Source organism: Candidatus Moranella endobia PCIT (assembly GCF_000219175.1).
Taxonomy (GTDB): domain Bacteria; phylum Pseudomonadota; class Gammaproteobacteria; order Enterobacterales; family Enterobacteriaceae; genus Moranella; species Moranella endobia.
In genome coordinates this window covers 525,913-538,294 of record NC_015735.1, presented here as the reverse complement: position 1 = coordinate 538,294, position 12,382 = coordinate 525,913, and the positions used below count along the sequence as shown (strand labels likewise).

Genomic DNA, 12,382 nt, shown 5'->3' with positions numbered 1-12,382 from the left:
CTGAATGTAGTTTTATTTTAAATAGTCCTCTAAGAAAGGCTTTTCATCGATGATATAGGAAATCCTAGCGGCACAATAATAAATGTTAATAACCTGGCAGCATTATCATAACTAAATAGATCGCCTTCTCACTGAGCATCCCAAGTCGCGTAGCAAAATATAGGGTGGATAGAAGTAGTTGGCAAATTAATCAACACAAACACACCAACTCGCAATGTTCGATAGTGTCAAGGACATTAACATCAGGCGCAATCAATTCACTGAAAAGTAATTAATTACTTATCGCTGCAGCGTTTAGCTCACATTGGTTGCCAACAGCTGTAGTTTATGCTGACGTGTTGGCGTTTCATACACATAAACGTGACTTTTTTATCCGCTATTGGCGCACTAACTGTATGTAAATAATATACCTATCGACATCACGTTGGAGCAAACATTACTTGATCTGATCCGTCCATCCCAGATTGGTTTTTTTTTGGATAACTTTATGCCGTACATAACCAATAACTAAGGTGGATTAGTGTGGTACAGCTCAAGGTAATGATAAAATCACATCTGCCCGTCACAGGTTTAAGAGATTGCAAAATATCTAGGTCCACTAGGAAATTATAAGGTCGCCCATAAACCCAAACTATGGGCTGCACATAGAAGATAGTACTTGTTGCAGTTCGTAAATGCACCGAGCAGCTATGGCCATGCGTAAAAATAGGTGATAATTGACAATGTCAGTAACAAGTAAATGGCTTATGGCTTTTGTTCTTTGCTAAATTAAACACTTAGATAACAGTACTTTTTCTAAAATATAATAGTCAACCGTAATGCCAACTAAATAAGTAGTTATTGCAGCGTAATAAACTACGTCAAGCCGTGGTTCGACTGAGTAATGCTGGAATTAAGAGTTCGATGTTTATCGAGGCCGATAAGCAGCAGATCAAGGCGGCAGCGGATATAGGTGCGCCCTATATTGCACTTCATATATTGAATTATCAATTCAATTTAGCTTCATTCTTGTTGTGCTAGCTCGTGTGCTGCTGGCATAATATTGAGATGACCGCCTTGATCAGTGCATAGGTATACTTGATGCCGCAGCTAAGTTGGGTGAGGTTAAGGGTGGGCAAGTTGTGTAAGATGCGGAGATTGTTTATATGCATCGTTTTGTTGGTCATCGTTATTTATGGCATTTATTGGGATGCGCAGATATGCAAGCGCATCAATGGCAAAGTATGGCAACTGCCGGCAGCGGTCTATGGTCGCATGGTTAGTCTAGAGCCTGGTATGCCATACAGTTGCAGCGAAATGGCAACGCTGCTCGAGGGCATGCAATACCGTCAAGTCTTACACATTACTCGGCCGGGTGAATTCACTGTTCGCAATAACAGCATCGATCTATTGCGACGGCCGTTCGCTTTCCCTGATGGCCAAGAGGGGCATATTCACGCCCGTATGACGTTTTCTAAGAATCAACTATTGGCGATTAAAAACCAAGATACCAAGCGCAATTTCGGCTTTTGCCGTTTAGATCCGCGGCTGATGACCATGTTGCAATCACCGAAAGGTGAACAGCGGTTATTCGTACCGCGCGCCGGTTTCCCAGACTTGCTCGTTAATACCCTAATAGCCACCGAAGATCGACATTTTTACAAACATGACGGTATCCGCCTTTCATCTATCTGCCGCGCATTTATGGCCAATATTACTGCTGGACGTACAGTACAAGGAGGAAGTACGCTAACGCAGCAGCTGGTGAAAAACCTATTTTTAACCAATAAACGTTCGTTATGGCGCAAGGCCAATGAAGCCTATCTGGCGTTGATCGTCGATTATCATTGCAGCAAAGATAAAATTTTAGAGCTATATCTAAACGAAGTTTATCTCGGCCATAGTGGCCGTGCTCAAATTCGGGGTTTCCCGCTAGCTAGCTTGTATTATTTCGGTCGTCCATTAGAGGAACTGAGTATCGATCAGCAAGCGCTGCTAGTAGGAATGGTGAAAGGGGCATCGCTATATAATCCCTGGTCTAACCCTCAGCGTGCGCTGGCACGCCGTAATCTAGTACTGAAAGTATTGGAACATCAGAAAATTATCGACAGCAATCTTTATAACGTGCTTAGCAACCGCCCACTTGGGGTAGAGCCACGTGGGGTGGCATTGACGCCACAACCTGCCTTCATGCAGAAGGTGCGCGAAGAGCTGCAAAGCCAGCTAGACGCAAAAATTAACGACCTGTCTGGAGTCAAGATTTTCACCACCTTGGATCCGCGGTCGCAGTATGCAGCCGAAAAATCTGTCAAGGAGGGCGTGCCAGCGCTTCGCGCCGTACAAGGCGTGAAGGATTTAGAAGCCGCAATAGTAGTGGTTGATCGCTTTAGTGGTGAAGTGCGAGCCATGGTTGGCGGTGCTGAGCCACAATTCGCCGGATTTAACAGAGCTATCCTGGCGCGGCGCTCGGTTGGATCTCTTGCCAAACCAGCTACCTATCTAACTGCTCTGAGCGAGCCTGATAAATATCGGCTCAATACCTGGATTGCTGATGAGACAATGACCATTAAGCAGCCAAACGGCAGCTTGTGGACACCAAAAAACTATGATCGGCAGTTCCGCAGTAAGGTGATGCTGGTAGATGCGTTTGCCAAATCGCTCAACGTGCCAACGGTCAATTTAGGCTTATCGGTAGGGCTTGATCGTATTACCACAACTTTGCTAAAGCTAGGAATACCATCATCTGTGATTCATCCAGTTCCATCAATGTTGCTTGGTGCCATCAGTCTAACGCCAATGGAAGTAGCACAGGAGTTCCAGACGATAGCCAGTGGTGGAAAACATGCCAAGTTGTCAACGGTACGAGCGGTGATCGGGGAAGATGGCACCGTACTGTATCAAAGCTTCCCCCAGTCAGAGAGAGCTGTATCAGCCCAAGCTGCTTACCTGACGCTATATGCTATGCAACAGGTGGTAGCGAATGGCACATCAAGTTCACTGTCGTTGCAATTCCCTTCTTCGCATTTAGCTGCTAAAACTGGGACTACTAATGATCTGCGTGATAGCTGGTTCGCCGGTATTGACGGTCAAGACGTGTATATTGCTTGGGTTGGTCGCGATAATAACGGTTCTACCAAGTTAACCGGGGCCAATGGTGCACTAGCGTTATATCGGCGTTATCTGGAAAAAAAAGCACCGTTGGCGATGAACTTAACACCGCCGGAGGGCATTAGCCAGATGTCTATTGATTATGCTGGTAATTTTGTCTGTGACGGTGGTAGCACGATGCGGACATTGCCAGTATGGACGGATGATCCTCAGTCGCTATGCCAGTCAACCAAGCATCAGGTACAGATACAGCAGCTTAATAAGAGTAAGCTCACCAAGCCGCAGGATGAGAAGAGAAACAACAACTGCGTGGCAAACTTGATTAGGGAAATATTTGATATAATAAGTCTATTCTGTCACTAATTAGCCCATGTGCCTACATTGTAAAGCTAGGTGCCGATCACGTATGTTAGCATCTTATCGCATCTAAACATAAATATTATTTGAGGCCAGCGATTCGGTGTGGTGCTGCTTAAGTTCATTGTACCAAAAATTTACTGATTAGAGCTAGCGGTTACCGCGGGAGATGCTGGAGATGTATGATACATACTGACGACTGTAGGCAATTGCAAGCATTACACCGCCGTGTCGCCGTTTACATTGCTCCTTACCGTGCAGTGTTGTTAGCGTTCAGCGGTGGGCTAGATTCCATGGTTTTGCTAGATATTATAACCGCTCTGCGAGATGGCGATGAGGCTATGGGTAGCGCCTGCTCCAAGATACTACGGGCTGTTCATATCAATCATGGATTAAATCGCGATGCTGATCGTTGGGTAAAGCATTGTGCGTACGAATGCCACCGGCGTAAAGTTAAGTTTAACATTGTGCGTGTGGTTATCGACTCGACACAAGATGGCCTTGAAGCAGCAGCCCGCGGCGCGCGTTATCGGGCGCTGGCGGCTACGCTGGCGGCAGATGAATGTTTGCTGACTGCTCACCATCAGGACGATCAGGTGGAAACGCTACTGTTGGCGTTGAAACGTGGTAGCGGCCCGGCCGGGCTGGCTAGTATGACGGCTGATATGCCATTTCACGATCATCGCCTGGTGCGACCCTTGCTTGATTGTAGCCGGGCTGAGCTGGAAGCATACGCTTGTGCACGCGAGCTAAGCTGGATTGAGGACGAAAGTAATACAAATATGCGGTTCGACCGCAATTTTTTGCGCTTACAGATCCTACCGCTTTTGCGGCAGCGCTGGCCACACTTTGCCTCTGCCTCAGCGCGCAGCGCACAGCTTTGTGCCGGGCAGGAAAGACTATTAGATGAACTGTTAGCTGAAACGCTGGACGATCTTATGTCACCGGACGGGTCGCTACGCTTAACGCCACTAATGGTGATGAGTAATCTTAGGCGTGCTGCCCTCTTACGCCGCTGGTTGGCCAACCTTAGTGTCCGAATGCCCTCACGCCTGCAATTAGCGCGTCTGTGGCAAGAGGTTGCACTCAGCCGCCGCGATGCAGTTGCGAAAATGCAGATCGATGACTGCCAGGTGCGCCGCTTTCGCGATCGTCTTTATGTGCTACCTTCTGTGTTGCCAAAGTTGGCGAAGCTTGCTGATGGCGTGACGATATTGCCCTGGCCACCGGGATACGATCAACTTCAGTTACCTACTGATATGGGAATAATTTTTCGACAAACGGTTGATAGCGACAGTCCCCTGCAAGGGGAACGCTTGTCCGACGGCATAGCTAGTGCTGACACTATAGTAGCCATCAAATCTGTCGTCCGCGCCCCGATGTGCGACGAATTAGTATCAATAAGATTTGGCCCGGTGCGCGGACTGCTGCATATCACTGGACGGCGCCATGGTCGAACATTGAAAAAAATTTGGCAGGAACTAGAAATTCCGCCGTGGCTACGGGGCCACACGCCACTGCTGTTTTATAATGACCAACTAATCGCTGCGCTTGGAATATTTGTGACCTGGGAAGGAACGAAGCAGGCATCTGAAGCGCAATTGCATTTATTTTGGTTACCAAACAAGAATCAGGCTATATATTACCGTAGTATCAACAGAAAATAATAATGATCTATACAATCAGCATAAGCATGTCCTATTATTGAACAAATAATATGTCTACTGGTATTATGTCTTATAAAAGCGAAAGCTCCGACATGGGTACGATCGCTAATCATGTAATCGAATATCCCAACCTTAAAAAGGGTACCAAACATATTTGTGAGTGGCTTGATAATTGAATAACCGTGGCAATGTTCTCAATTGCTGGTCTTTTTGCTAATCTGCGCATCCATCAAGTGTCGTGATGATGGTAGCGTTTATTTTACCACAATCACTATACTCGGGCAAAAAACAGTGCTTTGCTATTGATTTAGATCTGGTGATTACTAACCAGATAATGAACAAGTGATGGTTTATCTTTATATTAAAGCCGTTATCAATAACGGTGATGTTGTGTGTTTGGGATGGATAGAAACAAGTTATTTCTTGATTACTGTTTGATGGTAACCGGCCCGGCCTATGGCAATCAGCGCGCCAGTAGCGCACTGCAGTTCGCCTGGGCTCTGCTGGCTTGCGGCCACCATCTTGGTACAGTGTTTTTTTATCAAGAAGGCGTAACTAATGCTAATCGACTGAGCGCGCCCGCCAGTGATGAGGTAGATCTGGTGCGCGCCTGGAATGATCTAGCGCAGCAGCATATGGTTGAGCTGCATGTTTGCGTCGCAGCTGCTCTGCGCCGCGGCATCACCGATGCCGTTCAAGCGGCTTTACTTAAACTAAACGGTGATAATATTCAGCCTGGTTTCAAAATGAGTGGCCTTGGTACTCTGGCACAGGCTGCGTGCGGCTGCGATCGTTTTGTTCAGTTTTAAGGCCGGAAGATATGAAAAACATCGCTTTTGTGTTCACGCACGGACCACACGGCGATACCTCTGGAAGAGAGGGTCTTGACGCAATATTGGCTATTTCTTCACTTGCCAAGAATATTGGCATATTTTTTATCGCCGATGGCGTATTGTTGTTATTGTCGCAGCAGCAGCCAGCCAAAATTTTGGCACGGAACTTTGTCGCTACTTTTAGTCTATTAGCTCTGTATGATGTTGATCGGCTATATCTATGCGCTGACTCGGCATGGGAACGCGGTCTGGATGCAAGTTCCGGCTATGTGTTACATGTCCAATGGCTATCGGCTGCTGACTGGCGCCAGCAGCTAACCGCCTATAACACTATATTGACGTTTTAACAACGAACGGATACGATTACGATAATGCTATATACTCTTAGCCGTTCTCCCTATGCTTGCGATCTAGCAGCGCTATTGCGGAGCGCGCAGACCGGCGATGATCTACTGCTTTTTTCCGATGGTGTGATCGCTGGTCTGCGCGGCTCGCCGGCGGCTGGCGCACTGAGTGACTCGCCTCTGACGCTGTACGCACTGAAAAATGATATAGTCGCGCGTGGGATATCTGTTTATTTTTCCGCTAATATCACAATTATCAGTTATAATGAATTCGTCGGTTTAACTGAAAAACAGTTGCAACAGATATCATGGTAAGACAATGTAAATTGTCTATTTCTTGTTCTTGACACTGTTACTCTTCAGCCATAGAATCTTGCGTTATCATAATACCATTACCATTCCGCGAATTTGGTGCGTCATTAACTTATTCAGAAGATGATCTTCCCAAAACAAACGCTAAACAGTTACGACGTGTTATTGAACCACGGATTACACTTGTTGCGCACATAGCAGCTGCTTGCGGATTATTAGTTATGTAATATTGTAAGAATCAAAATCCAGGAGCTTTATTGAATGGTCACGATTAACCAACTGGTACGCAAACCGCGATCCATGAAAGTTGTGAAGAGCAACGTTCCGGCGCTGGACGCATGCCCTCAGAAACGTGGCGTATGTACCCGCGTATATACTACTACCCCGAAAAAACCAAACTCCGCGCTACGTAAAGTGTGCCGTGTGCGTTTGACAAACGGGTTTGAAGTTACCTCCTACATTGGCGGTGAAGGTCATAACCTGCAGGAACACTCAGTAATACTTATCCACGGCGGTCGGGTAAAAGACTTGCCTGGTGTGCGTTACCACACTGTTAGAGGCGCTCTTGACTGCTCAGGTGTGAAAGACCGCAAGCAGGGCCGATCCAAGTACGGCGTGAAGAAACCTAAGACTTAATGTGTATCGCCAAATTTTTATTCACTTTGCATTTTTTCAAATCATTCATCTAGTGTTGGACAATGCTGAATTAGCAACGGAGTCTTCCCATGCCACGTCGTCGCATTATTGGTCAACGTAAAATCTTGCCAGATCCAAAGTGTGGATCAGAAATTTTGGCCAAATTTGTTAACCTACTAATGGTAGATGGCAAAAAATCTATCGCAGAAGCGATTGTCTATACTGCACTGGATAAATTGGCTCAGCGTTCTGGTAAAGACTATCTGGAAGTTTTTGAAGTTGCATTGGCCAACGTACGTCCTACTGTCGAAGTAAAATCTAGACGTGTCGGTGGTTCTACTTATCAGGTACCAGTAGAAGTTCGTCCGGTACGGCGCAATGCCCTAGCCATGCGTTGGATCATTGAAGCTGCTCGTAAACGTAGTGATCAATCTATGGTTCTACGTTTAGTGAACGAACTTTACGATGCAACAGAAAACAAAGGTAATGCGGTTAAGAAACGTGAAGAAGTTCACCGTATGGCAGATGCTAACAAGGCGTTTGCGCATTACCGCTGGTAATCTGGCAAACTTAGTCGCTGCTCACCAAGCATACGCTAATAAAATACACTGTTACTGCCGGTTTAATTCGGAATGAACGACCTAAATCGAGGATTCACATGGCTCGTATGACCCCCATTGCACGCTATCGTAATATCGGTATCAGTGCTCACATCGACGCAGGTAAAACCACTACTACTGAACGTATTTTGTTCTATACTGGTGTAAATCACAAGATCGGTGAAGTTCATAATGGCGCAGCAACCATGGACTGGATGGCACAGGAGCAGGAGCGTGGTATCACTATCACGTCGGCAGCTACCACCTGTTTCTGGTCCGGCATGGCAAAACAGTTTGATTCGCACCGCATCAATATCATCGATACTCCAGGACACGTTGACTTCACAATAGAAGTAGAACGTTCCATGCGCGTACTAGATGGTACTGTCATGGTTTATTGTGCTGTAGGTGGCGTTCAGCCGCAGTCTGAAACTGTATGGCGTCAGGCAAACAAATATAAAGTGCCGCGTATTGCTTTCGTTAATAAAATGGACCGCATGGGTGCCAATTACCTTAGAGTAGTTGAACAGCTGAGAACCCGTCTGGCCGCTAACCCAGTTCCGATTCAACTGGCTATTGGTGCAGAAGAAAAATTCACCGGCATCGTAGACCTAGTTAAAATGAAAGCAATCAACTGGAGTGAAGCGGACCAGGGCGTCACCTTCACTTATGAAGACATACCTGCTGATTTGAATGAACTGTCTAACAAATGGCACCAGTACCTAGTGGAATCAGCGGTTGAAGCGTCTGAAGAGCTTATGGCAAAATACCTGAACGGCGAACAGCTGACAGAAGAAGAGCTGAAGAAAGGTCTGCGCCAGCGAGTTTTGAACAACGAAATTATGCTCGTTACCTGTGGTTCTGCGTTCAAAAACAAGGGCGTGCAAGCGATGCTGGATGCGATCATAGAATATCTGCCGTCACCAACCGACATTGCAGCCATCAACGGCGTACTTGACGATGGTGAAACCCATGCGGAGCGTTACTCCAAAGATGATGAGCCGTTCTCAGCGCTGGCGTTCAAAATCGCCAGCGATCCTTTCGTCGGCAACCTGACCTTTTTCCGCGTCTACTCCGGCATAGTTAACTCCGGTGATACTGTGTTTAACTCGGTGAAGGATAAGCGCGAACGTTTCGGCCGTATCGTACAGATGCACGCCAATAAACGGGAAGAAATCAAAGAAGTGCGCGCTGGTGATATAGCGGCAGCCATTGGACTGAAAGACGTTACGACCGGTGATACCCTGTGCGATCCGTCGGCGCCTATTATACTTGAGCGCATGGACTTTCCAGAACCGGTTATCTCCGTAGCAGTGGAACCGAAAACTAAGGCTGATCAAGAAAAAATGGGCTTGGCTCTAGGACGTCTAGCGCAGGAAGATCCTTCTTTCCGAGTGCGGATCGATGAAGAGTCAGGTCAGACTATTATCGCAGGTATGGGTGAGCTACACCTGGAAATTCTAGTCGACCGTATGCGTAGAGAATTCAATGTGGCAGCCAACGTCGGTAAACCGCAGGTTGCATACCGCGAAACGATACGCGCCACCGTCGAACAGGAAGGTAAATTTATTCGGCAATCTGGTGGTAGGGGGCAGTTCGGTCATGTATGGCTCCGTCTTGAACCAATGGATCCGAGTGGTAAATTATATGAATTTATGAACGAAATTATCGGCGGTGTGGTGCCGAAAGAATACATTCCAGCGGTTGATAAAGGCGTTCAGGAACAGCTTAAGAGCGGTGTGCTAGCTGGTTATCCGATCGTAAACGTCCGCGTTACCGTCTTCGATGGTTCTTACCACGAAGTAGACTCTTCGGAAATGGCGTTCAAAATTGCCGGTTCCATAGCTTTTAAAGAAGGCTTCTTGAAAGCAAAACCAGTTCTGCTGGAACCAATCATGAAGGTTGAAGTGGAAACACCAGAAGAATACATGGGTGACGTAATTGGTGACTTGAACCGTCGGCGTGGCATTATTGATGGAATGGAAAACATCACACACGGTAACACCATCCATGCGCAGGTACCTTTATCGGAAATGTTCGGTTATGCTACTGATCTGCGTTCACAGACGCAGGGACGTGCTTCTTACTCTATGGAGTTTCTTAAGTATAATGAAGCACCTAACAACGTTGCTCAGGCTATTATCGAAACTCGTAGAGTTGTGTCTTAGAGGGACAAGACCACCGTTCTGGCCAAGGCTTAAGGCGGAAACGCGTGTGCCTTTGATCAGATCGACAACGCGCCAGAAGAAAAAGCCCGATGGGGCGGGAAGTGGTGACGTGGTTAATCGTTGTCACTGTTCTGTTGATCGTTACCATAGTTGGTAACTATTGTTACCGCTGCTTATGCTTGAGAGCACTAGCGGTCGTTATTATCGCTCTCGCGGGCCGGTGGGCCATTAACTCAGCGGCTACGGAAGACAATGCGGCCTTTGCTCAGATCATAAGGCGTTAACTCAACGGTAACTTTGTCGCCTGTCAGGATACGGATATAGTTCTTACGCATTTTACCGGATATATGTGCTGTTACCACATGTCCGTTTTCCAATTTTACACGAAACATGGTATTAGGCAGCGTTTCTAGTACACTACCTTGCATTTCAATATTGTCTTCTTTGGCCATTTAATCCTCTTAATCTTAATCATCTAAATTATAATTGCTATTGTTTTGACTGGCAAGATAATCTCATACGGTCGAATCATATTATCTCATTTACTACGACTACTTATTCCAAATTACAGAAGTAAGAAGGATGCTGAACAAAGCTGAACTTAGATACTAACATAGTAGTGATGCTATGGTAAGCAGAATAACTGGTCTAGTAGTTAGTGTACTATCTGATGATATTGATAATATCGTCCACGCTGCTCCATCAACGACTGATGGCTACCCTGTTCAATTACAGTACCGCGATCTATAATATAAATACGATCGAAATGTTCTAATCCCAGCAAGTGGTGAGTGACGATAATCACTGTTCTCTCTTTGCCACGTGTTGTTAACAAATGCCTGATTTGCTGTGCTGTGAACAAATCTAGCCCCTCATTAGTTTCGTCGAGTAGTAACAACGGTGCGGAATGTAACAACGCACGAGCAATACCAATGCGGCGTTGTTCACCACCGGACAGTGCTCTTCCGCCCTCTCCTAGCCAGGTGTTTAATCCGTCGCCCATCAGTAGCGTATCCAGGCCTAACTGTTGCATCACTGCGCACAGTTGTTCATCGTTAGCATTAGCATCAGCATCCTGTGCTGCTAGTCGAAGATTAGCGCGTAGTGTTGCACTGAAAATATGCACCCGCTGCGGCACCACGGCGGTCATCTCGCGGAGCGCGCGTTCGCTCCATTTATGAAGCAGAACGCCATTGATAGTAATTTCTCCAGCCTGAGGATCCCAGGCACGAGTCAATAATTGCAACAATGTTGATTTGCCACTACCAGTATGGCCGAGTATTGCAATCTGCTCACCGACGGCAACCGTCAGCGATAGGTTATTGATGGCGGGGACCACCTGCTCGGGATATTGAAACCGCACCCGCATAACACTCAGAGCAACGTGCGCCGCGGGTGCAGGGCCGGCAGTAGGGAACAATACTTCTGGTGATTGGTGTAGAACGAGGTTTAGGTTTTTGGCAGCAGCGATAACCTGTCCAAGATATTGAAAAGCGCTGACCACTGGACCCAGTGCCTCAAAAGCCGTGAGCGTTGCGAAAACGAACAGGGCAATGAAGCTTCGTTGAAGCTCATTTGCTAACCATAGCACTAGTGTCAAAGTTAGGCCGGCAAGTAGCAGTAACATACTTTGGGCGCTGGCGACTAAGCTACTATGTCGGCGCTGATGCTCTTGCCATAGTTGCTCAATTGCATCTAACTGATATCGATAATGTTCGGCGGCGCCGTATAGCGTTAGTTCGGCATTGCTGGAAAGCCAGGTATTGAGTAGCAAACGGTAATCGGCGCGTAAGGCGGTCAAAGCCGCCCCTGTTGGTTTGCCTATGAGATAAAATAGTAGCGGGAAAAGCGATATAATCGCCAACAGCACCGCGCCTAGCGTCAAGCCAGATCGTAGGTCAAGCAGACAGATCCCGGTTGTCACTGTAAAAGTCACCACAACCGCCCCCGCCAGCGGAGCGATAACCCGCAAATAAAGATGATCTAGCATATCAACATCTACTACCAAGCTATTGAGCAGTTCCGCCTGGCGGAAACGGGCAATAGAGCCAGGAGACAAGGGCATGATACTGCGGAAGATATAAAGACGTAAATGCTGCAGTATGCGGAAGGTAGCATCGTGGCTGACCACCCGCTCTGCCCAGCGTCCGGCAGTGCGGGTAATTGCCGCGCTGCGCACGCCGGCGGCTGGCAACATGTAATTAAAACTATACAGTCCAGCAGCGGTACCAACCGTAGCAGCGCTGGTAATAAACCAACCCGATAGTGTTAGGAGACTGATGCTGGCTAGTAACGTTACTATAGTGAGCATAATACCAAGAACAAGCTGGCCACCGTAGCAGCGGTATAGTTTCAGATAGGGCATTAAGGCTCGCATGG

9 protein-coding genes and 3 pseudogenes are annotated in these 12,382 nt (G+C 47.0%); 10 read left to right on the top strand and 2 right to left on the bottom strand.

From position 1 onward, the window contains the following. Positions 1-843: 843 nt before the first annotated feature. The 10 genes and pseudogenes from MEPCIT_RS02465 to MEPCIT_RS02490 all read left to right on the top strand — a co-directional run. A pseudogene (locus MEPCIT_RS02465) lies at positions 844-975 on the top strand (pyridoxine 5'-phosphate synthase); the annotation flags it as partial. Positions 976-1,143: 168 nt separating this feature from the next. Continuing rightward, a pseudogene (gene mrcB, locus MEPCIT_RS02355) lies at positions 1,144-3,450 on the top strand (bifunctional glycosyl transferase/transpeptidase); the annotation flags it as partial. Between the two features lie 176 nt (positions 3,451-3,626). Next, positions 3,627-5,111, top strand: coding sequence for a tRNA lysidine(34) synthetase TilS (gene tilS, locus MEPCIT_RS02350; RefSeq protein ID WP_013975829.1), 1,485 nt, complete (start codon positions 3,627-3,629; stop codon positions 5,109-5,111). 401 nt (positions 5,112-5,512) lie between these two features. Next, positions 5,513-5,920 (top strand): sulfurtransferase complex subunit TusD, encoded by a 408-nt coding sequence (gene tusD, locus MEPCIT_RS02345; protein ID WP_041186162.1) that lies wholly within the window; start codon positions 5,513-5,515, stop codon positions 5,918-5,920. Positions 5,921-5,931: 11 nt separating this feature from the next. Continuing rightward, entirely contained in the window at positions 5,932-6,291 is a 360-nt protein-coding gene (tusC, locus tag MEPCIT_RS02340) for a sulfurtransferase complex subunit TusC (protein ID WP_013975827.1), read from the top strand. Positions 6,292-6,315: 24 nt separating this feature from the next. Beyond that, entirely contained in the window at positions 6,316-6,603 is a 288-nt protein-coding gene (tusB, locus tag MEPCIT_RS02335) for a sulfurtransferase complex subunit TusB (RefSeq protein ID WP_013975826.1), read from the top strand. Positions 6,604-6,861: 258 nt separating this feature from the next. Next, a complete protein-coding gene (gene rpsL / locus MEPCIT_RS02330) occupies positions 6,862-7,236 on the top strand; it encodes a 30S ribosomal protein S12 (protein ID WP_013975825.1) in 375 nt (124 codons plus the stop codon). 89 nt (positions 7,237-7,325) lie between these two features. Continuing rightward, positions 7,326-7,796 (top strand): 30S ribosomal protein S7, encoded by a 471-nt coding sequence (gene rpsG, locus MEPCIT_RS02325; protein WP_013975824.1) that lies wholly within the window; start codon positions 7,326-7,328, stop codon positions 7,794-7,796. A 98-nt stretch (positions 7,797-7,894) separates the two neighbouring features. Beyond that, positions 7,895-10,003 carry an elongation factor G gene (gene fusA, locus MEPCIT_RS02320; protein WP_013975823.1) on the top strand — a complete coding sequence of 703 codons (2,109 nt, stop codon included), beginning with the start codon at positions 7,895-7,897 and terminating at the stop codon, positions 10,001-10,003. Between the two features lie 9 nt (positions 10,004-10,012). Then, positions 10,013-10,093 (top strand): annotated as a pseudogene (locus tag MEPCIT_RS02490) (GTP-binding protein); the annotation flags it as partial. A 143-nt stretch (positions 10,094-10,236) separates the two neighbouring features. Here MEPCIT_RS02490 and infA read toward each other — a convergent pair. Together infA and cydC are read right to left on the bottom strand one after the other, a co-directional pair. After that, positions 10,237-10,455: a translation initiation factor IF-1 gene (gene infA, locus MEPCIT_RS02315; protein ID WP_013975822.1), complete on the bottom strand. Its 219-nt coding sequence runs from the start codon at positions 10,453-10,455 to the stop codon at positions 10,237-10,239. A 203-nt stretch (positions 10,456-10,658) separates the two neighbouring features. Further along, positions 10,659-12,380 (bottom strand): heme ABC transporter ATP-binding protein/permease CydC, encoded by a 1,722-nt coding sequence (gene cydC / locus MEPCIT_RS02310; protein WP_013975821.1) that lies wholly within the window; start codon positions 12,378-12,380, stop codon positions 10,659-10,661. Positions 12,381-12,382: the final 2 nt, after the last annotated feature.

Bases quoted from the DNA above. Each gene is read 5' to 3' on its own strand.
- cydC (WP_013975821.1), bottom strand. From the start codon at position 12,380: ATGCGAGCCTTAATGCCCTATCTGAAACTATACCGCTGCTACGGTGGC.
- fusA (WP_013975823.1), top strand. From the start codon at position 7,895: ATGGCTCGTATGACCCCCATTGCACGCTATCGTAATATCGGTATCAGT.
- rpsL (WP_013975825.1), top strand. From the start codon at position 6,862: ATGGTCACGATTAACCAACTGGTACGCAAACCGCGATCCATGAAAGTT.
- tusB (WP_013975826.1), top strand. From the start codon at position 6,316: ATGCTATATACTCTTAGCCGTTCTCCCTATGCTTGCGATCTAGCAGCG.
- tusC (WP_013975827.1), top strand. From the start codon at position 5,932: ATGAAAAACATCGCTTTTGTGTTCACGCACGGACCACACGGCGATACC.
- tilS (WP_013975829.1), top strand. From the start codon at position 3,627: ATGATACATACTGACGACTGTAGGCAATTGCAAGCATTACACCGCCGT.
- tusD (WP_041186162.1), top strand. From the start codon at position 5,513: ATGGATAGAAACAAGTTATTTCTTGATTACTGTTTGATGGTAACCGGC.
- rpsG (WP_013975824.1), top strand. From the start codon at position 7,326: ATGCCACGTCGTCGCATTATTGGTCAACGTAAAATCTTGCCAGATCCA.
- infA (WP_013975822.1), bottom strand. From the start codon at position 10,455: ATGGCCAAAGAAGACAATATTGAAATGCAAGGTAGTGTACTAGAAACG.